General features: G+C 52.3%; 17 protein-coding genes and 2 tRNA genes. 4 read left to right on the top strand and 15 right to left on the bottom strand.

Annotation, left to right across the window (positions count from 1 at the left end; genetic code table 11):
• Positions 1-100 precede the first annotated feature (100 nt).
• Positions 101-1,192 carry an inositol-3-phosphate synthase gene (locus GXX34_02595; GenBank protein HHW06416.1) on the top strand — a complete coding sequence of 364 codons (1,092 nt, stop codon included), beginning with the start codon at positions 101-103 and terminating at the stop codon, positions 1,190-1,192.
• Positions 1,192-2,535 (top strand): NTP transferase domain-containing protein, encoded by a 1,344-nt coding sequence (locus GXX34_02590; GenBank protein ID HHW06415.1) that lies wholly within the window; start codon positions 1,192-1,194, stop codon positions 2,533-2,535. Before GXX34_02595 ends, GXX34_02590 begins: the two co-directional genes overlap by 1 nt.
• On the opposite strand, the gene GXX34_02585 is transcribed toward GXX34_02590, so the two are convergent.
• The 3 genes from GXX34_02585 to GXX34_02575 are packed head-to-tail and all read right to left on the bottom strand — an operon-like array spanning position 2,516 to position 5,659.
• Positions 2,516-3,382 carry a histidinol-phosphatase gene (locus GXX34_02585; protein HHW06414.1) on the bottom strand — a complete coding sequence of 289 codons (867 nt, stop codon included), beginning with the start codon at positions 3,380-3,382 and terminating at the stop codon, positions 2,516-2,518. The two genes, GXX34_02590 and GXX34_02585, sit on opposite strands and share 20 nt — an antisense overlap.
• A 44-nt stretch (positions 3,383-3,426) precedes the next feature.
• A complete protein-coding gene (locus GXX34_02580; GenBank protein HHW06413.1) occupies positions 3,427-4,542 on the bottom strand; it encodes a glycosyltransferase in 1,116 nt (371 codons plus the stop codon).
• Positions 4,543-4,549: 7 nt separating this feature from the next.
• Complete coding sequence (locus tag GXX34_02575) at positions 4,550-5,659, bottom strand: DUF362 domain-containing protein (GenBank protein HHW06412.1); 1,110 nt, start codon at positions 5,657-5,659, stop codon at positions 4,550-4,552.
• 154 nt (positions 5,660-5,813) lie between these two features.
• Here GXX34_02575 and GXX34_02570 point away from each other — a divergent pair.
• Positions 5,814-5,898, top strand: a tRNA-Leu gene (locus GXX34_02570).
• A gap of 53 nt (positions 5,899-5,951) precedes the next feature.
• On the opposite strand, the gene GXX34_02565 is transcribed toward GXX34_02570, so the two are convergent.
• From GXX34_02565 to GXX34_02520, 10 genes are all read right to left on the bottom strand, one after another.
• On the bottom strand, positions 5,952-6,800 hold the full coding sequence (locus tag GXX34_02565) for a copper transporter (GenBank protein ID HHW06411.1): 849 nt from the start codon (positions 6,798-6,800) through the stop codon (positions 5,952-5,954).
• A 77-nt stretch (positions 6,801-6,877) separates the two neighbouring features.
• Positions 6,878-8,476 carry an ABC transporter substrate-binding protein gene (locus GXX34_02560; protein HHW06410.1) on the bottom strand — a complete coding sequence of 533 codons (1,599 nt, stop codon included), beginning with the start codon at positions 8,474-8,476 and terminating at the stop codon, positions 6,878-6,880.
• An 81-nt stretch (positions 8,477-8,557) separates the two neighbouring features.
• Positions 8,558-9,598 carry a nicotinate phosphoribosyltransferase gene (locus GXX34_02555; GenBank protein ID HHW06409.1) on the bottom strand — a complete coding sequence of 347 codons (1,041 nt, stop codon included), beginning with the start codon at positions 9,596-9,598 and terminating at the stop codon, positions 8,558-8,560.
• Between the two features lie 28 nt (positions 9,599-9,626).
• Positions 9,627-10,214 carry a lytic transglycosylase domain-containing protein gene (locus tag GXX34_02550; protein HHW06408.1) on the bottom strand — a complete coding sequence of 196 codons (588 nt, stop codon included), beginning with the start codon at positions 10,212-10,214 and terminating at the stop codon, positions 9,627-9,629.
• Positions 10,215-10,289: 75 nt separating this feature from the next.
• Complete coding sequence (locus tag GXX34_02545) at positions 10,290-10,898, bottom strand: dephospho-CoA kinase (protein ID HHW06407.1); 609 nt, start codon at positions 10,896-10,898, stop codon at positions 10,290-10,292.
• Positions 10,899-10,911: 13 nt separating this feature from the next.
• Complete coding sequence (gene mutM / locus GXX34_02540) at positions 10,912-11,751, bottom strand: bifunctional DNA-formamidopyrimidine glycosylase/DNA-(apurinic or apyrimidinic site) lyase (GenBank protein HHW06406.1); 840 nt, start codon at positions 11,749-11,751, stop codon at positions 10,912-10,914.
• Entirely contained in the window at positions 11,744-14,377 is a 2,634-nt protein-coding gene (polA, locus tag GXX34_02535; protein ID HHW06405.1) for a DNA polymerase I, read from the bottom strand. The genes mutM and polA overlap by 8 nt, the downstream gene beginning before the upstream one ends.
• A 153-nt stretch (positions 14,378-14,530) precedes the next feature.
• On the bottom strand, positions 14,531-15,715 hold the full coding sequence (locus tag GXX34_02530) for a hypothetical protein (protein ID HHW06404.1): 1,185 nt from the start codon (positions 15,713-15,715) through the stop codon (positions 14,531-14,533).
• Positions 15,716-15,729: 14 nt separating this feature from the next.
• Positions 15,730-16,332: a sigma-70 family RNA polymerase sigma factor gene (locus tag GXX34_02525; protein HHW06403.1), complete on the bottom strand. Its 603-nt coding sequence runs from the start codon at positions 16,330-16,332 to the stop codon at positions 15,730-15,732.
• 170 nt (positions 16,333-16,502) lie between these two features.
• Positions 16,503-16,865, bottom strand: coding sequence for a winged helix-turn-helix transcriptional regulator (locus GXX34_02520; protein HHW06402.1), 363 nt, complete (start codon positions 16,863-16,865; stop codon positions 16,503-16,505).
• Positions 16,866-17,061: 196 nt separating this feature from the next.
• On the opposite strand from GXX34_02520, the gene GXX34_02515 reads away from it, so the two are divergent.
• Positions 17,062-17,640: a GDSL family lipase gene (locus GXX34_02515; GenBank protein ID HHW06401.1), complete on the top strand. Its 579-nt coding sequence runs from the start codon at positions 17,062-17,064 to the stop codon at positions 17,638-17,640.
• 472 nt (positions 17,641-18,112) lie between these two features.
• Here GXX34_02515 and GXX34_02510 read toward each other — a convergent pair.
• Both GXX34_02510 and GXX34_02505 read right to left on the bottom strand, forming a co-directional pair.
• Positions 18,113-18,199, bottom strand: a tRNA-Leu gene (locus tag GXX34_02510).
• A 379-nt stretch (positions 18,200-18,578) separates the two neighbouring features.
• A complete protein-coding gene (locus GXX34_02505; protein HHW06400.1) occupies positions 18,579-20,042 on the bottom strand; it encodes an ISLre2 family transposase in 1,464 nt (487 codons plus the stop codon).
• Positions 20,043-20,120: the final 78 nt, after the last annotated feature.

The raw sequence follows: 20,120 nt of genomic DNA, 5'->3' as shown, positions 1-20,120 counted from the left end.
TCAAACACTCCCGCATTAAGGAGTGTTTTCTTTTGGGTGAAATCCGGATGAGCCCGCCTGAATAATAAATTACACATTATTATTTGGGAGGGGAATGCACATGGGTAAAATCAATGTCGCTATTGCAGGCATCGGCAATTGTGCCAGCGCTTTACTGCAAGGTATTGAAATGTACAAACACTCACCGGAGAACACCATCGGTTTAATGCATGACAACCTGGGAGGTTACACTCCCGGTGACATTAATATCGTTGCCGCTTTCGATATCGATCAACGAAAGGTCGGCAAGAAACTGAAGGAAGCTGTTTTTGCCAAGCCGAATTGCACCACGGTGTTTTATGAGAACCTTCCGGATTATCCTGTTACCGTCCAGATGGGCCATGTCCTGGACGGGGTCTCGGAACACATGGCCGATTATCCCGATGACCGGCGCTTTATCGTGGCCGACGCGGAACCTTGCGATGTGGTTAAAGTGCTGAAAGAATCCGGCGCCGAAATGCTCATTAACTACCTGCCCGTCGGTTCAGAACAGGCAGCCCGCTTCTACGCAGAAGCCTGTTTGGAAGCCGGTGTAGGATTCATTAACGCCATGCCGGTTTTCATTGCCTCGGATCCCGCCTGGGCGAAAAGATTTCAGGAAAAAGGACTGCCGCTTATCGGCGATGATGTTAAGAGCCAAGTAGGGGCCACCATTGTCCACCGTACCCTGACCAAGTTGTTTGAAAACAGGGGTGTTATCCTAGACCGTACTTACCAATTGAACTTTGGCGGCAACACCGACTTCCTGAACATGCTCAACCACAGCCGGTTAACATCCAAGAAAAAATCGAAAACCCAATCCGTGCAATCTGAGCTGAAAGTCTCCCTGGCAGATGATATGATTCACATCGGTCCCAGCGACTACGTCCCCTGGTTGAACGACAACAAGATCTGCTATATTCGCATGGAAGGCAGGGGCTTCGGCAATGTCCCCCTCACTTTGGATGTGAAGCTATCCGTGGAAGATGCTCCCAATAGCGGGGGGGTCATCATCGATGCCATCCGCTGCATGAAACTGGCCTTAGACCGGGGCACCGGCGGTATCCTCCATTCTATTTCCGCCTACACCATGAAATCTCCTCCGGTACAATACACCGATACGGAGGCCAAACAGATGGTGGAAGATTTCATTGCCGGCAGGAGGGAACGATAGTGCGAGCGGTGATCCTGGCCGCCGGAGAAGGTAAGAGGCTCAGGGCTAGTTTTGACCGGCCCAAGCCTCTTATCCGTTTATGCGGCTTATCTTTAATCGAAAGAAGCATTCTCTCTTTGCGGGCCTGTGGTATCAAGGAGTTTGTCGTGATCACCGGCCGTTACCGCAGGGAAATCGAAACCCACCTGGGGGACGGGAAGCGGTTAGGCGTAGCCGTCGAGTACTTGCACAACCCGGATTGGGCATTAGGCAACGGTGTCTCCGCCTATACTTTTCACCGGGCCTACCGCCCCGGCGAAAGATTCTTGCTGGTCATGGCAGACCACATTTTCGAGCCAAAGGTGCTGCAGGACTTTTTGGCGCAAGAACAACGCCTGGCGCCGGACCAGGTCCTGCTGGCCGCGGACCGCGATTTGGAGCAGGTCTTTGACTTAGAGGAATGCACCAAAATAAAAATGTCCGGCGACAAGCCGGAAAGGTTGGGAAAAGACCTGAAAAATTTTTCCTCCGTCGATTGCGGCTTGTTTATGGGCACCGGAACCCTGCTCGATGCCCTCGGGGCTGCCATTGATAAGGGAGCATATGCTCTCACCGATGCCGTCAATGCCCTGGCCGCCGCAGGACGGCTAAAACTCCATTTCATCAGCGGCCGCTGGATCGATGTGGATGACAGGGACAGTCACCTGCAAGCGGAAAAAATGCTCCTTAACGCCTTGATACCTTCCAAAGACGGGTTTATTTCCAAAAACCTCAACCGCCGCTTTTCCCTGCCGATTACCCGGCAGCTGGCCAAAACGAAAGTTACCCCCAACCAGATTACCTTCCTTTCCCTGGTAGTGGCGGCAGCCTCGGCACTGGCTTTCGGCCTGGGCCGGCCCTGGGCGGGAGGACTGCTGGCCCAGTTTTGTTCCATTCTGGATGGGGTTGACGGGGAAATTGCCCGGTTGAAGTTCCTTCAAAATAAATTCGGCGCCCTTTTCGACGCCGTGTTGGACCGGTACGCGGATTACATGATTGTGTTCGGCATGGTTTACGGCTGGTATGCCCAAGCAGCCCATCCTTCCGCTTTAGTGTTCGGTGTCTTGGCGCTAACCGGCATCCCCATGTCCATGCTTTTTAAGGAAAAATACCATGCTCTCACGGGCAGCACCTATATACCCGAACTTCACGACGGTGTACTGCATTACCTTCCCGCCAACCGGGACGGGCGGCTGTTCCTGATCATGCTGGGAGGTATTTTCAATCAAGTCCCCCTGGTCTTAATCTTGCTGGCCCTCATCACCCACCTGCAAGCTCTGGCCCGCCTGGTCAAAGCCAGGCAGCTCATGCAGCATCACGGGTAGGACAAGGTTTCCTTTGGGTAAAGACATAATTTTCCAGCCGGTACCGCTCCAGCAGCGCCAGAGCCTCATCAATATCCCCGCCCAGCTCCGCCAGGGAATGGGCATCCGATCCGACGGTAAAAATGGCGATGCCATGCTGGGCGGCTAATGAAAGAATTTCTTCCGCCGGGTGAAAATCCTGTAACCCGCGGCGCCGGCTGGAAGTATTAATTTCCAGACCCATTCCCCTTCGTGCCATCTCCGCAAAAACCGGCTCAATGAATCCTCGATGGGCCGTGAAAACGGCATCCCCGTAGAAGCTGTAACCGTACCTGCGATAGAGATCCACATGAGCAATGCAATCAAATAAGCCGGTTTGGACCGCTTCCATCAGCACCCGGAAGTAGGCTTGGGCCATTTGGGTGACACTTTTCCGCCGAAAGTAAACCGGGCTTTCTTTCTTGGAGGAAATGGAAATGTGATCGAGACAATGAATCGCCCCCAGCACATAATCGAAGGGATAATTGTCTATCATTCTTTCGATGTCTTTTTCTACACCGGGGCAATACCCGATTTCGACCCCGGCCCGCACCGTCAAACCTTCCTCATTAAACCTTTCCCGCACCTCCAGTAATTCTTGAAAGTACCGGTCCAGCCAATGGGGGTCGTGGACCGGAACCCGGCGACCGTCCACATAAACAAAATTCTCCACCTGCTCCCTGACCGGGTCCAGTTCCACATGGGTAGTAAAACAGATCTCTGCCAGGTTCAATTGTAATGCTTTCTCACAATACTCATACATGGTAACCGGCGAAGCATCAATGGAATAGTTGGGATGTACATGGTAATCCGTTCTCCGTTTCTGCATGGAACAGCACCTCTTTCCTGATATCTCCGTCACCGAAATGTTCCTTACGATGTCAGCCGCCTGCCTTTGCCATCCACCCGGTAAGAGATACCCCGCCAGGTCAAATCCCCGGAAACAACCGTTCTGACATAGATATAAAGAAACAGGCAATCAGCAATCGGTATGCATAAGGTTTCCGCTCCGGAAGTACCGGCGGTACGGGAAATCAGGAAGCCGGTGAGCATTTTGCACCCCAAATGTATACCTGCAGCCCACAAAAAGCTCGGCTCCAGAAACATGATACCGGCCAGCAGTAACGGCAGGTAAAAATAAGCCACCACCAAATAAGGAACTTCCAGAGCCAGGTGCAGCATCCTCCGGTAGATGATGGCACCTCGCGCCATGAGACTCACCGCATCTTCTTTCGTTTTCGCTCCCACGGGGGAATAGATCTCCGGACCAACGGCGATGCCGTATCCCGCTTCTTTCACCAGAAAACCTAACTGCACATCTTCCACCACATAATCGCCTATGGCCTCGATGCCCCCAATTTGCTCCAAAACCTCTCTCTTGATGGCCACTGTCCCGCCGGCCACTCCCAATTTGAATACCGAAGCCCAGGGGAGCCATTGAGCCAAAATGGTGGCGTTGAGATGCAGTTGGTAAACCAAAGCCCAGAATCCCCTGGCCTCCACATGAATGGGAAGAGCCGAGACCAACCCTAATCCCCGGCCGTACAGCTGCGAGGTAATCCGGGAGATGAAATCAGGAGCCACCCGCATATCAGCATCACTTAACACCAGGCAATCGTATTTGGCCAGTTGAAGGCCGTAATACAAGTTGCTGCACTTGCCGGTCCAGGGATGCTTGACCGGATTCACGGTAATGCGGATATCCACCTCCGGATACTCATGCTTGAGCTTCTCAATTAACGGCAAGGCCGGGTCCTGGGGATCCTGCAAGGCGAAAATTAACTCGTAGGGAACAGATAACTGCTGGCAACAAAAAGATTTAAAATTTTCATATGCTTCTGCGTCTACCCCTTTGACGGGTTTAATGACGGAAATGCCCTCGGGTTCACGGCCTCCTTGGATGCTCCTGATCCTGGACAACCCGACTAGAAAAGCAAAAAAATGCAGCAGGATACCTATGCCGAAAACGGCCGCTATGATGACCGGCATCTTTCACTCACCTCCCGGCCAGGTAGTTTTCCAAGAAATTTATGATTTCCCTGGCTGTCGGCGGGCATTTCTTGAGGCAGGAGCTGTAACCCCCGGTGCATGTTCCGATACCGATGCCGTCGCCCTGCCGGTTCTTGTAGCCCTGTCCAATGACAATGGTTTGAGGCAAACCCGGCAGCTTTCCCTCTTCCCGGAGCCGCTGAAGGGCATGCACTAAGCCGCCGACACAAGGGGAGCAAGCCTCTTTTTCTGTAAACCAGGGCCGCAGCAGGTCTACCTGAAAGCCGGGTTCAATCTCTTCCACCGCCTGGCTCTCCACCCGGTTTAATGCCAGGACATCTCCGGGCAGGAGTTCGGCACGCCCCACCCCCAGCGCGGCGGCCATTTCTATGTAAGGGATGTCATTCACCTCGTAACCCAACAGTTCCGCCACATAAGCATCAATCAACACCGGATCCCGGCCTGCAATTACCCGCCCCATCCGGACCGGGTTTCCCCCTTCTTCATGGGTTAAGTCACCGATAATCCCGTCCACCACGGTGAGATGGGGCCGCAAAGCCTTGTTTAAATACGCGATGGGTTCATGCAGCCCTAAACGATGAAACCGCCTTTTTTCCGCGTCAGGGACACACCCTTTCATATTTTTCAGGGCACAGGTGATTCTTGTTTGGCAGTGCGCTTTCAGCACCGGCAAATTAATTAAGTAGTCAACTTGCAGGGGCTGCCGGCAAACCAATAGCTTGTACCCATTAATGTCTCTTTCCTCATAATCATCCTTTTTTAAATCGATCAGGGGTACGTCAAATTCCTGCTGCAAAGCCATATAGCCGCAGTGTCTAAAAGCGTCTTCCGTTCGTTCCCCCATCCAGGAGCTCTCCATGATCATGATCCGGCAAAAGCCATGCTCTCTGAGATACCGGATTACCCCCGCCACCAATGCCGGGTCAGTGGTGGCTCCCCAGTGGGAGGGCTGGGCTACCACCAAGTTAGGCTTGAGGCCTATCAAAGGGTTATTCACTCCCAGGGCTTTGATCTCTTCCGCCACGCCCATGGCCTCCAGCATGCGATACGCCATCTCATCCGCCCGGGTTCCGTACATGACCCAAATGTTGTGCATTCACCAACACCTCTTTACCGGTTATGGACCGGCACAGCATAAAAAAATCACGGCCAAAAAGCACCGGGTTTGCTTCCGGCCAGACTTGACGAAGCACCTTCACTTGTGCTATAGTATCATACGTAGTGAACAACCACATAATATTATAACACATGTCGGAGTGGCGGAACCGGCAGACGCGTACGTTTGAGGGGCGTATGGTGCATACCGTGAGGGTTCAAGTCCCTCCTCCGACACCAGTCTGTAAAGGAAAGCGTGGTAATGGACCACGCTTTTTTGCTGCTCCCGGGTCTTAAGCGTCGTCCACAGGCGGCAGTAAACCCCAGGCCTCCCCACTGGTGCCGTAATAGCCCGGAAACCCCATCAAAGCCCAGATCAAAGCCACCTGTCCATAAACCGTATCCACTCTTTCCACCGTAATGTCCGCCCACTTCCGGTAATGGGGCAGGTAGGAATAGGGCATGCCCGAGACCTCCACACCGGCTACGATGATTCCTTTTTCCCGCAACAAGGAGATCAGCGGCAAGTCCAGCTCTTCGCAAAGCATATCTTCCCTGGTAGCGGTACCCCCCAGGACAATCACTGCGTCTAATGGAATGCTGCCTGCTTCAGGGGCTGCTTCCCCCGGCAAAGACAGCCAGGTCCACACCATTTCCACCATTTCCGGCACGGGCCCTGCGATAGCCATGGGTGCCTCGTCTTTTTCACCTTCCGGTATTGCTTTAAGGGGCCGGTCGTCCTGTCTAAAGATAGTATTCAAATCGATTAAAGATACTATTTCGGCGCCGGCCAGCTCCAAATTGGCGGCCAGCCCATCCGGTAAAGGGGTACCGGTGGTCTGCACGATGGCTATTCTCTTACCCTTTAAACGGTCTTTAATAACATACGGCAATGCGGTTTGCGCGAACTGCTCCAGCACAGCCTTATCCTGCTGCTGCCTGGCTATTTCCTGGCGCAGGAGGGCATTTTGCCCCCTTATCGACCTGAACTCTTCTTCCAGGCGGTCAATTAAGTATTTCTGCTCATTGACCAGGGCTTCATCATCAACCACCGTAATCCCTACCAGGATCCCCAACCCCAGAGCCAGGAACACAGCCGTCAGTGAGGCAATGTGGTAACGGAGGTCAAACATCATGCTCACCTTTTAGCTTTTTATTCCCTAGTATCCGGCTCCGGCGGCCTCCTTATACCACCCCTAGTCATTCTCGCCACATTTTGTCAACGGACTGGTAACCGGGAGCACTTTTCCCACATGACCAAGCCCGGCGGCAGGACAACAACGTCTTGCACATCTTCCTGGAAGGCGACAAATGTCTTGCTGCTCCCCAGGGACAAGATGGCATAATCCTCCTGAACTAACTGCTCAATTTCCAGCAAGCTCTCCAGCCGTTCACTATCATCGTCAGCCTGCGTATCAATGAAGAAGAACCGGTCGTCTACCACGGGATTCGTGTAGCCCCCCCAATTGGCAAGGCCAGGGGAAGCAAAATGAGATGCAAGAAAGAACTCGGCCCAGGGGGTTGAGCTCTGCCAGTAATCCAGGTAAAAGCCGGCTTCCCCGCTGCGTACCGCCCTTTGAAACTCAGCTGCAGGCAGGCCCTGCAAGTGGACGGTGAAGCCGCATCGTTCCAGCTGTGTTTTCACTTCCGCGGCGATGGAAGCCCATGGCTCTCCTTCCCGGTGCGTTAAAGTTAGACCTGGTACCGGTTCGTCACCAGGCAAAACCACTGCCCCGGCACCGGGTTGATAGCTGTAACCGGTTCTGGACGGCCGGCCCTCCATCAGGGAGCGGGGCAGTAGGCCGGACAGGGGTTCTCCCTGAAATATTTGGGCCAGTACGTGCCGGTCCAGGCAGCGGCTGATGGCTTCCCGCAATGCCAACCTGCTAAAAGGCTCACGACCGGTATTAAAACCGAGATAGTACAGGTCCGAACCCGGCAAGACCACGGTTTGTGCAGGCGACGCGAAATACTTCCGGTAGAGATCGTTAGGCAGCAAGGCCAAATCCAAGTATTCCGCTTCAAAATCCGCGCTCAGCATTTCTAAGTCCGGATACTGGATAAACTCCAGTCGCTTGGATTGGGGGGCCTCCCCGTGATACTGGTCAAAAGCCTGCAGGGTCACCTGCACCCCTCCAATCCATTCCACCAGGGCAAAAGGGCCGGTCCCCGCCAGGGCTACCACCGGCGACTGGTAGTCGCCGGGCTCGCCGTAATACTCACCCACCAGTTCCACCACTTTCATATCCACCACCGCCGCCCCCGGGTGGGCCAGTACTTGCAAGAAACGGTTGTCCGGTTTGGTCAAGTTAATTCTCAAGGTGTAAGGATCCGTTACTTCCAGCCCCGTCACATGCAAAGCCCGGCCCGAAGCGAATTCAATGGCCCCGGCCACGGAAAGAAAAGCGTTGGCTAAATCCACCGGCTCTCCTAGGGCCAGCACTCTTTGCCAGGAAAACTTCACGTCCTCGGCGGTTAATTCCCGGCCGCTGTGGAATTTGATGCCTTGACGCAAGCGGATGAGATAGGAGTGCCCTTCAGGACTCACCTCCCACTGCTCCGCCAGTAAAGGGACTAGCCTACCGGTGTCAGGTTCCAAAGCAAACAAGGTTTCATAGATAGCGCGAGCTACCTGCATCTCACCAAAGTGCTTGATTTTTACCGGATCCAAGCTCTCGATCTGATGCACCAGTCCTACTCGGAGGGCTGCCGGATTCACCGTATTTATTCTCTTATTGGCATGGGGCTCAAATCTTTCCTGCCGGCAGCCGGTAGTGACAACAAGTAAGACCGAGAGTACCAGCAGCAACATTTTCATTCTCCCGCGCGCACTCACCGGTTAACATTTCCTTTCCGCCAGATTTCTTTGGTCAATGAAAAAGACCGGAAAACCGGCCATTTAAAGAATCCGTATTAAGCGTTCTGATGCGGTCAAGCCGGGCAAGCGTCCCCTTTTGGCAATCGGCTGACCGTTCACCATCTTCAAATCCATGGTCATGTCAATCGGAGCAGCCCCTGAAATATAGCTGCCGACACCAAAAGCAGATGCACCGGCCTCACTCAGGATACTGATCCGCTCCGGGGACAGTCCTCCGGAGACAAAGATGCCCACCCGGTGAAACCCTTGGGCATCCAGACGGAAACGAATTTCCCGTACCAAATCCGGGGTCACCCCGCCCCGCTCGCTGGGAGTATCCAATCGAATACCGTCCAGTGCTTCTCCCAAGGCATGAGCCAGCCGCAGGGCCTCTTCCGCCTCATCTTTAAAAGTATCCACCAGGATGACCCGCTTGGCGTTGGCAGGCATCCATTGATGATAAGCCTTAGCCGTTTCTACGGTGTCGCCGACAATGAGGAACACGGCATGAGGCACTGTCCCCTGGGGTTCCCGGCCGACCAGCTTGGCACCAAGAATACAGCTGGCTCCGTCGCACCCACCCACCAGCGCCGCTCTCTCCATCACCGGCGCCACCGCCGGGTGCACATGCCTGGCACCAAAGCAAATAACGGGCTTGTCACCGGCCGCTTCTTTAGCCGCTCTGGCTGCCGTGGCCCACCCGGAAGAACTGGCCAGCATGCCCAGCAAAACCGTTTCAAAAGCCCCAAACTGGCTGTAGGGGCCTTGAATCCTCATCACTACTTCTTTTGCCTTAAAAGGAGCTCCTTCCGGCAGGGACCATACCTGCACCGGCTTTTCCTTGAGGAGGTTTTTCACTTCCTCCACCCCGGCCAGAATACCTTCCCTGCGGCCGAAGACCTCCGCCACCACCTCGGTATCAGATAAGCCCAAATGGGACAGTATCTCCAAAGTCCTAATAAAATAGATGTCAGTCGTGACCCCACTCCGGATCTCGTCATGGTCAGCGGAAAAAAACAACCGTTCAGGCTGCACCTGAAATTCTTCAACCTGTTTCAATGTGGTGATTTCTTTCCAGTTCAAGAGTTCCACCTCTTAACACATATCTTTGTCAAAAACACTTATTCGGTATTATTCCCCAAAAACCTCCTTTTGTCGATAATTTTGCATACCAGCCGTAAATACGCCGGTAAGATTCGTACCCTTCCATGACTTTTTCCACAAAGTCCCTGGTCTCGGGAAAAGGAATCTGGTGCAGGTTCTCCGCCTCCCCGTTCCAGATCCCTTCACTGAGCCATTGTCTCACATTGTTGGGTCCCCCGTTATAGGCCGCCAGGGCCAGGGGCAAACTCCCTCCGAAATCCTCCAGCAATTTGGCCAGGTACCAGCATCCTATTTTTGTATTATACTCCACATCAAAGAGCAGATCCGGATGATATTCCTCACCTATTTGCTGGGCCACCCACCGGGCAGTGTCCGGCATCAATTGCATCAATCCCCTGGCCCCCCGGACCGATTGAGCTTGGGGGCGAAACTTGCTTTCCACCCTGATCACGGCCATGGCCAGGTAAGGATCGATGTTAACTGCCTCCGCCTGAGCAAAAACAGTATCCCGGTAAGGCAGCGGGTACAACAACCGCCAAAACCATGGTACAAATAATACTGCCGCTGCCAAGGCGGACAGCAGAAAGAATATCATCCCTGTTTTGAACAGTACGCGCAGCCTAGCCACCTTTTCCCTCCAGCCGATCTGAAATCTGCATTCTTCTAGATTCTATCTTCTTGCGGCACTTTTTAGTCGTCTCCATTGTCTTTTGATTTCCCGGCGCACTTGTTCCAGGCTTTGCCCCGTGGAAATCACCACATCACTGTAAGCCATTTGTTCCGAGGATGGCAATTGGCTCCCGATCCGCTGCATGGCGGCTTCATAACTCAGCCCGTCCCTTTCCATCACTCGTTTCACCTGGATCTCCGGTGCCACCGTAACGAGCCAAACTTCATCAACCATTTCCGTCATGCCTGCTTCAATCAACAGCGGGGCTTCAATAACTACCACGGCCCCGGGATCCCGCTGTTCTATCTGCCCCAGCTTCTCCCGGACGGCGTTTTTGATTGCTGGATGGGTAATTTTGTTAAGTATTTTTCGTTTAGTTTCATCGGCGAAAACGAGGGAACCGAGCTTCTTCCGGTCCAGGCTCCCGTCAGCCTGCAAGACATCATGCCCAAAATATCTCACAATCTCTTGTAAGGTTGTGCTTCCCGGAGCCACCACTTCCCGCGCTACCCGGTCGGTATCAATGACCACGGCCCCCAGCTGCGCCAGCATGGATCCGACCGTGCTCTTGCCGCTGCCGATGCCTCCGGTGAGACCGATGATATACAAAGGCGACACCCCATTATCTATGCTCCACATGTCCCTGGCAGCCGGGGCAGAAATAGGTACCCCTGCCGGATACTTTTGTTCTCCGGATGGTTGCACCACACCGGCGGCACGGTTTCCCCTGGCGGCCGTAGACCCTCAGCAGGTTTTGAAAACCTCCTTGCTGCCCCGCCCCATCCACGTAGTTGCGAATTGATGTGCCCCTGTGCTGGATTCCCAGGTTCAGCATTTTGGGCACAGCTTCCCACAAGGCGGATATCTCCTCTGGTGACAGCTCACCGGCCGGCTTTTCCGGGTGAATCCCAGCCTCGAACAAGATCTCATCAGCGTAAATATTGCCGATACCTGCCACTATGGTTTGGTCCAATAAAAGGTTTTTAATGGGACGCTTTTTATTTTGCAGCACAGCCGCCAACCGCTCGGCGGTAAAATCGGGGGATAAGGGCTCCATGCCCAGTTCACTTAATCCTTTTAACTTGTTCATCTCGGTTTGAGACACCAGATCAATGGTGCCGAACTTCCGCTGGTCCGCATAGCGAAGTTCCCTTTCCCCGGACAAGGAAAAGACGAGATGGGTGTGCTTAGCCAAGCCGTCCATGGCGTGAGCCAAAACCAGCTGGCCCGTCATGCGCAAGTGCACGACAAGAACATATCCTTCCGACAAAGTAAGGAGGAGAAACTTGCCGCGCCGGTCAATGGCCAGAAACTCTTTACCTATTAAGGTCTGTTTAAAAACCTCCGGCTCCGGTTGTCTGATATTGCCCGGGTAATGAATGGACACCTTCGTAATCTTTTCACCCGTCAACTGGTCAGCCAGGGTGCGTTTCACTGTTTCTACTTCCGGCAGCTCAGGCATGGTCGTCCTTCCTTTCTATGGTCACCATATCATACCAATTAGGTCCGGCCTTCACATCCACCTCTAGGGGAACCTGCAAGGACACCACGTTTTCCATGATATTCCTCACTAAACGTTCCACTTCTTCCAACTCGTCTTTGGGCACTTCAAAAATTAATTCGTCATGGACTTGGAGAATCATGGCCGCAGCCAGGCCCCGTTCCCGGAATACTTCTTCAATTTTAATCATGGCCAGTTTGATAATATCCGCCGCCGTTCCCTGGATCGGGGTATTCATGGCCGTCCGCTCCCCGAAGGCACGGATATTGCGGTTAGAGCTGAAGAGATCCGGTAAATAACGGCGGCGATTTAACAGAGTTGTAACGTATCCTTTTTCCCTGGCATCCAAAATGATTTGGTCAATGTATCTTTTCACCCCCGGGTACCTGGCAAAATACAAATCAATATACCTGGCGGCATCTTTCCGGCTGATGCCCAGGTCCCTGCTTAAGCCGTAATCGCTGATGCCGTAGACGATGCCGAAATTAACCGCTTTGGCCTGCCGTCTCATTTCCGGCGTAACCCGGTCCAGAGGCACCCCGAAGACCTCACTGGCCGTGCGAGCGTGAATATCTTGTTTCTTTCGGAAGGCATCAATCAGGTTGGCATCACCGGAGATGTGGGCCAGTACCCTGAGCTCGATTTGAGAATAATCTGCTGCCAGCAAGAGCCAGTCTGCCTGGGACGGGATGAAGGCTTTCCGGATCAAGCGACCTTGCTCCAGCCGGATGGGAATGTTTTGCAGGTTCGGCTCCTGGCTGCTCAACCTGCCGGTAGCCGTCACCGTTTGATTGAAAGTCGTGTGCACTTTACCGGTAGCCGGATCCGCTAGGGCTTTCAACCCCTCCACGTAGGTTCCGTGCAGTTTTACCAGTTGGCGGTACTGCAAGATGCCGGCCACAATGGGATGCCGCGGCGCCAATTCCTCCAGCACCTCCGCATCGGTGGAATACCCGGTCTTAGTCTTTTTCACCGGCGGCAAACCCAGTTTTTCAAAGAGAATACGGCCTAATTGTTTCGGGGAGTTGATATTGAACTCCTCCCCGGCCAGCTCGTAGATTTCCCGGGTAATTTCATTGATGCTCTCTTCCAGTTCCCGCCCCATGCTGTCCAGTTGGGGCAAATCCAGCTTCACCCCGCGGGCTTCCATGGACGCCAGCACCGCCACCAGCGGCAGCTCAACTTGGGTATAAAGCTCCAGCATCCCGGTGTCCGCCAGCTTCCGGCGCAACACCTCATGCAAGCGATACACCATCAGCGCCCTTTTCCCTAAGGATAACCCGGTACTGCTTTCCTGCACCAGGGGCAGGTTCAGGTGTTCCAGGACAATCTCAGGTAAGCCTTTCTGACCGCTGTTGGGGTTTAGGAGATAGGCAGCCACCATGGTATCCCCATACAGGTTGAACCGGCCCAGGCCGGGCAAACCCAGTATCAACATCGCCTTTTTGGCATCGTGCAAGATGAATGCCGGTGCAGAGCTGCCAGCTGTCTCCCGCACCAGGTCGAGAACGCGCTGCTCTTGACCGGGCTCCACTTCATAACCGAATGCACCGTCCTCTGTGGCAAAACCGATGCCTTTCAGACCAGCCCTGAGGGCGGAAGCGCCGTCCAGCTCCAGCTCCACAGCCACCAGCCGGTGGGTCATGGCTTCCTGCCAGCGGGCAGCATACTCGGACCAGCTCGTTAAAACGGTGGGCTGGTCCTGCTTTACCGCCACCCGGTCCGCCGAGTCCCCCATTTTGTCCAGTACCGCCGGGATCAAGCTGTTAAACTCCAGGTCCTTGTAGTACTGCAAAAGCTGGGCATAATCAGGACTTTGATAAAGGCAGTCATCTAAACAAAATTCCAGTGGCGCCAGGCAATCTATGGTCGCCAACTCCTTGCTGAGCAAAGCCTGTTCTGCATATTGAGTCAGGCTTTCCTTCAATTTAGCCCCGGAAATGCTGTCCAAATTCGCCAAGACGTTTTCTACACTCCCATACTGCTGTATCAGCTTGAGAGCTGTTTTTTCTCCCACACCCGGCACACCGGGAATATTGTCCGAAGCATCTCCCATCAGTCCCTTCACATCGATCAACTGGATAGGTTGGATGCCGTATTTCTCCGTGATTTTGGCCGGATCGTAATACTCTAACTGGCTGATGCCTTTACGCGTCAGCATGACTGTAATCGACGGGGACACCAATTGCAGCGCATCCCTGTCCCCCGTTAAGATCAATACTTCCATCCCCTGTGCTTCAGCCTTTTTGGCCATCGTCCCGATCAAATCATCGGCTTCATAACGGTCCAAGGCAAAACTGGCGATGCGGAGTGCCTTCAATAGTTCTTCAATTAAATTAAACTGGGGCACCAGTTCCGGCGGTGTGGCTTTCCGGTGTCCCTTATACCCCGCATAACGCTCCGTCCGGAAAGTGTCCCGGCCTTTATCAAAAGCCACGGCTATGTAATCTACCTGTTCTTCCGCCAGGATCTTGCCAAGCATTGTCACAAACCCGTACACCGCATTGGTAAATACGCCCTGCCGGTTCGACAGCAGCGGCAAGGCATAAAAAGCCCGGTGAGCCAAGCTGCTGCCGTCAACTACCAAGAACCTCTTTTTCTTACCGTTCACATGAATACACCTCTAATCCCTCAATGGAAGTTCCGTTTATTAGTTTTGCCATACTGGTCAGAGTGTCAAAAATAAAAATTCGGTATGCAAGAAATAATTTCCTGCATACCAGTTTCCTACCTCACCCGCTTACTTTTTTAAGATAATCTTGATTTCCGAAGGGGGTAATTCTTCTTCCAACTGCTGCAACTCCCCTTCTATTTCCTTCAATTGAGCTTGAACTTTCGCCAGTTCCTCTTCCCAGACCTGCGTTTCCTCCAAAGCCCCGCCGCTGGCAATCAGCGCATTTAACTCGCTCTGCTGCTGCCACAGCTCTTCTTGCGACCTGCTCAGCTCGTTTATTCTTTCGCCCAGCTCAGGATTGGAGAGAACTTCCCCGGTAACAAAACCTGTTCCTCGCAGCTGCTCAATAATGCTTCTCTGCAGGTGAATTGGTACCAGCATGACCAAAACAGTGATCCCGTTTTCCTCGTGGCGGGCTACCCCCAAGCCGTTTCGATAGGCTAGGCTTTCGACGGCATGCCGGCTTTGCTCAACCGCTTCCGTGGTGAGGCTGATTTCAATGACCAGCCCTTCCCCGCCGGGGGGTGCTCCTTGCAGGACCAAAGCCCTGGCATCGGCTTCCGGCTTATCTATTTCATCTCGGCCTGCCCCTGCTTCCGTATGATCCGGCGGTGTTTCTCCCACCGCTTCCGGAGGCAGAGACCTTAAAGCCACTTCAAACACCCTGTTTTCGTCTTCCCCGGCCGGGGGAGGACTGGGTTCCGGCGCCTCTGCTTTTTCGATTACCGGCTCATCCCAGGCCACGGCAGCCCCTGCATTTTGCTCAGGGGTTTTCCCTGCAGCTTCCATACCGGCGGCACGTTCCTCTGAAGCTATATCACCGGCAAAAAGCTGCATTTCTACGGCTTCGCCGACCGTGCTCGCATCCTCCTGGGCAATTTCCGCCTGCCCCGTCAAGTCCACCGGAAATCTGGCCCACCCGCCGTCAAACCACAAGCCCCAAGCACCGATCAGAAGCAATATTCCTGCCGCCGCACCGAGAGAGTACCATGGCTTCTTCGCCACTTTACGCCAGATGCCCCGATTTTCTTCCTTCCGTAATCGCTCGGCCACTTTATCTCTAAACCCCGGGGGAGGCTCCAGTTCTCTCAGGGAGTGCATTATGGCAGAGGTGACTTGCAGCTCGATGTATTCATCATAGCAGCCTTTACATCTCTGCAAGTGTTGTTCGATTTCTTGTCGTTTGGCTGAGGGCAGTTCGTTATCGATATAAGCAGACAATTCCTCTCGAACGGCTGCACAATCAAGCATGCGTCTCCCTCCTTTCACTCTACTAGACGTGAGGTGCTTTGAAAAAGTTCCTTATTGGCGGCAATCAGGTCCCGCATCGCCTTGCGTGCCCGGTTAATCCTCGACTTTACGGTCCCTAGAGAGCACGCCAGTATTTGAGCGATTTCTTCGTAGGTGAAACCTTGGATTTCCCTTAAGACCAAAACCTGCCTGTATTCGGGGGTTAGCTGATTCAACAGCTTCTGAATGGTTTCCTGTAATTCTATACTCTCATAAACTCTTTCGGGGGCCAGGGACCAGTCATCCTGCTCCCGCGTAATAAAACCATCATCCGTCATAATCGGGGCATCAAGGGAAACAACTACCTGCTTCTTTCTTTTTCTCAGTTCATCCCGGCACACATTAGCGATGATATGATAAAGCCACGTCTTAAAAGAGGCTTCTCCTCGAAAACTCTTGACAGCGCGAAAAGCCCTGACAAACGCTTCCTGGGCCAGATCGCTGGCGTCTTCAGGATTCCCCATAAAACGGTAAGCTATGGTATACACTTGTCTTTCGTACAGAGCAACCAGCTCACCGAAAGCCTCTACGTCTCCTTGTTGAGATCTTGCAATTAAGGTTGCTTCGTCTCTTTCCACGGCCATCCCCCCTTTTCTCCCCCGCAAGATTTCTCCTGCTTCAAGGTTTGAGCCTCTTGTCATTATAACACAGGGCCTATTTAAACTAAATAGATTAGATATACCAGGAACCGTCTTTGGCCCAAAATGAAAAAGGCCTCGACATAGCGAGACCTCCTCCGGCACGAAGATTAATCATGACGAATATGCACTAAACCCTGATCAAACAGCGAAACAATATGCTCGTCATCCAGGGAATAATAAACATTCTTCCCTGACTTGCGGAATTTTACCAGGCGCAGGTTGCGCAGCACCCGCAGCTGATGGGAAATGGCCGATTGGCTCATATCTAATACCTGGCACAAATCGCAGACGCATAGTTCTTCTTGCCGCAGGGCTTGAATAATTCTAATGCGCGTTGGGTCACCCAAGGCGCGGAAAGTCTCGGCCAATTGGGTTACTTCTTCATCGGTGAGCCGGTTTTGCTTCGCTCTTAACACGGCTTCTTTGTCGATACAAACTTCTTCACAAAGGGGTTCCTCATTACGAGACAAGTCATCACCACCTATATTTGAGTTTCTTGCCTTCTTTTATTATAACTATCATGGTACCTAACAGCCAATAATTCTAAAGAATGGTCGTTTTCCCCTTTCCGTACGTTCTGGTACAATCTACAGTTGTTACCGGCAGGTAAATCAGTTAAACTAGTGTTAGTTAATACCAAAACTTAGATGTCAGGCAGGGATGCACATGTTATTCGTCTGTCTTGGAGACAGCATCACCTATGGATATCCTTACGGGCCGGACGCCTCCTGGGTCCACCTGACTCAGACTGCCTTCATGGGAGAACTGGTCAACAAAGGCCATAACGGCGACACCACTGCCGATATGCTGGCCAGGTTCGAGGCCGATGTCATCGCACTGGCGCCTACCGATGTGGTGGTCCTAGGCGGCACCAATGACGCCTGGTACAAAACACCGCTAGCCGTCGTGCAAGAAAACATCATGAGGATGTTTCACCTGGCGCGCCGGCATCACATCCGTTTTCATTTAGGACTGCCCATCCCCATTAACAAGTCTGCCCTGGATGACCCAGACTTGCCGGGCACCTTGGCATCGGTTCCGTACCTGGATAACTACCGGTCTTGGATGCAATCCTTCGCCATGGAGCAGAAGATTAATATCATCGATTTCTATACCCCCTTGCTGGAGGGCGACGGTGCCGGCAATCCCGCCTATTACGCGGACTCTTGCCACCCCAATCGCCGGGGCTATGAAATCATGGCTACCACCATGATTGGTTATCTACAAACGGCTAACCTGGCTTAACGATACCGGCGGCCGGTTTTTTGTTTTCAGGCAACACACCCGAGAGCTCTTGACCTATGGCATTCATGATGTTCCCGCTATGTGTATCTATCCAACTCCTCGTCATTTTATTAACCCGGTCAAATAGGACCCACCTGAGATTAACGTTTTTGGCTCCTTACAAAAGGGGCCGGAGGCTCCCTGTTAGAGGCAGCAGCCGGTCTCGACACCACCGGCCGTGACATCAATCCCCGGACCACTGCCGCAGGAAAAGCCAAGTCTACCGTGATAGAACCAACGGTGCCTCATAAAACGTGACAAATGATACAAAAAACGGAGGAACTTCCCTCCGGCAGCTTGTTGACAAACTGCTGCTTTGTCGTTCGGTGTTAATTGCCGGCTGCAAGGAGCCCTGGTCGCTCCATGGGTCCCGCGCCGCCGGTACATGAATGGCAAAGAAAAAACCGCATTGACATGCGGCTTTTAGTAAGCATGGTGCCCGAGGTGAGACTCGAACTCACACGGCTGTAAAGCCAACGGTTTTTGAGACCGCCTCGTCTGCCTGTTCCGACACTCGGGCAAGTGATATACAGCTTGAACAATTGATATATTAGCACAATAAAGCCGCCCTGTCAACGGCGGCTTTATTCTTGTTTGTGTCAAGTACAAGTAGGCAATTTTTTTGTCTTTCCTGAATCCATCTTAATTCTCTAGGAAAGTTTCCGTTTTTTTAGACGCTCAGCCTGGTGTGGCTGCGCCCCAAAAAGGCTAACAGCTTGCCTTCTCCACGTCAAGGCCAAGCCCCATGGGGTGGCCTTACGGCCAGCCTTGACATGGAGCCTCGAGCAAGCCGTTTCGACTGGCCAGGGGCAGCCACCTACGGCTTCGCTTTGTCTGTTATTGTTCATAGGGATAGTGTTTTTGGGTACCGCTAAATAAGCCTACCTGCTATAACTCCTTTAACGGTAGGTTAATTCACCAAAATCCTGCATGTTAAATAGATTGAGAATAACTCGCCTCCCATTGGTCATCTTGTAATTGGAATAGGGGAGTTTCCCCCGATGTAAGGGATGTATGTTCTTTTTGATGGCTTTGTCTATGGTCTTTCTGGTGTTTGTTATGGTCTCTTCAAACCGCTCGGTTAATTGCTCTGATACTTGTCCTGAGATGAGACCGGCCAGCTTTTCCTTAAAGTTCTCTCCCATTTTAATGGCTATGATTTTTGCCAGGTTAGTGGCTCCTTCTTCGCTCCAGCTCTTGGCTCCTTTCATACGTTTGGCAAATAAATCCACGTTCTTTTCCATGGTGCCAAGGGTCCGGTATTCCAACCCTTCTGGTGGAGATTGTATTTCTATTCCTTTTCTGTCTTTGTAGCTGATTATGCCTTCTTCATTGTTTCTGATATAGGTCTCCAGGTCGTTAAGTTTTTCTATTTCATCGACAAGGCCGTCACATTGATATCTCAATTCTTCCAGTTTGGCATATACTTTGTCAAATTCACCGGCCTTAAGCCATCTGTGGATATGGTATCTTGCTTTCTTGTCTTTTACGTTTTTGATTATGCTTTTTGATAGGTGATAGGGATCCAGTTGAAAGAGGCCTGTTTTGGGCTCATGGTCGTATTTAATCCAGCTTGCTCCGTCGCCGTTTAGTATCCGGTACTTTATCTTATCCATGTTGTATTTGCCGGCTAGGATGGCTTCTCTTAGGTCTTGAAAGTACTGGGCTTGGTGATAACCGGCAAAGACTGTTTTACCTACTGTTCTGTATTCCTCGGAGGACGGATATCGGGGCTCCCAACCTTCATAAGCTATCCCTACTTTCATTTCTTTACGGCCATTGCCTCTTTTGGGCCTGCTTTTGCCTTGCATGGATAGCCAGATCCCGTCTGCTTCTTCGAAAAGTACCGGAACTTCCCGGTCGCCACATAATTCATGATTTTGATTAGCTTCGATGAGTTCTTTTTCTGCTTCCCGTTGTCTTTGGCCTACGGTTTGAATGATATCCCATACTGCTTGGTGGCTTATGGTTTGGTTGGTTAGTTCGGTGATTGTTTCGGCTACTTGACGGTAGGCTTTATGGCAGCTGAGTTCTATGATCTTTTCTGCCAGGTTAGAGGATATGGTTCCGATTTTTTCGAAACCAAGGGCTTCGTCAAGTAAGTAAATGTGCTGAACCTGACCGTCATCGGTAACCTTTTTGTAGATGTTTCTACTGAATACCACTTCTCCCATAAGGGTCTTAATGGTGGTGGTTTTCTTGCCTTTATGTCTTAGTTGAGTTTTGTCTCTTTTCCTCGCTAGGTCTTCATCTGCTTGTTCCAGGAACTGCTGCATCATATTTCTGGCGATTTCACAGCCCAATTCGAAAAAATTTCGTTCTAGGTCCTTGAATGTTAAGTCTTTTATGGGTAAACTGATCATGTCACGTCTCACCTCGTTTGTTGGTATACGCAACTACAAACATACAGGAAAGACGTGAGTATGGGAAGGGTTTTTTTA

The organism is Clostridia bacterium (genome assembly GCA_012840125.1).
GTDB lineage: Bacteria > Bacillota > DULZ01 > DULZ01 > DULZ01 > DULZ01.
Note: the sequence above shows the minus strand (reverse complement) of the source record. Positions and strands in the feature narration are given on the sequence as shown.

Excerpts from the sequence above, each read along its gene's own strand:
- GXX34_02595 (HHW06416.1), top strand. The coding sequence starts at position 101 with ATGGGTAAAATCAATGTCGCTATTGCAGGCATCGGCAATTGTGCCAGC.
- GXX34_02585 (HHW06414.1), bottom strand. The coding sequence starts at position 3,382 with ATGCAGAAACGGAGAACGGATTACCATGTACATCCCAACTATTCCATT.
- GXX34_02580 (HHW06413.1), bottom strand. The coding sequence starts at position 4,542 with ATGCCGGTCATCATAGCGGCCGTTTTCGGCATAGGTATCCTGCTGCAT.
- GXX34_02575 (HHW06412.1), bottom strand. The coding sequence starts at position 5,659 with ATGCACAACATTTGGGTCATGTACGGAACCCGGGCGGATGAGATGGCG.
- GXX34_02560 (HHW06410.1), bottom strand. The coding sequence starts at position 8,476 with ATGAAAATGTTGCTGCTGGTACTCTCGGTCTTACTTGTTGTCACTACC.
- GXX34_02550 (HHW06408.1), bottom strand. The coding sequence starts at position 10,214 with ATGATATTCTTTCTGCTGTCCGCCTTGGCAGCGGCAGTATTATTTGTA.
- mutM (HHW06406.1), bottom strand. The coding sequence starts at position 11,751 with ATGCCTGAGCTGCCGGAAGTAGAAACAGTGAAACGCACCCTGGCTGAC.
- GXX34_02530 (HHW06404.1), bottom strand. The coding sequence starts at position 15,715 with ATGCTTGATTGTGCAGCCGTTCGAGAGGAATTGTCTGCTTATATCGAT.
- GXX34_02515 (HHW06401.1), top strand. The coding sequence starts at position 17,062 with ATGTTATTCGTCTGTCTTGGAGACAGCATCACCTATGGATATCCTTAC.
- GXX34_02505 (HHW06400.1), bottom strand. The coding sequence starts at position 20,042 with ATGATCAGTTTACCCATAAAAGACTTAACATTCAAGGACCTAGAACGA.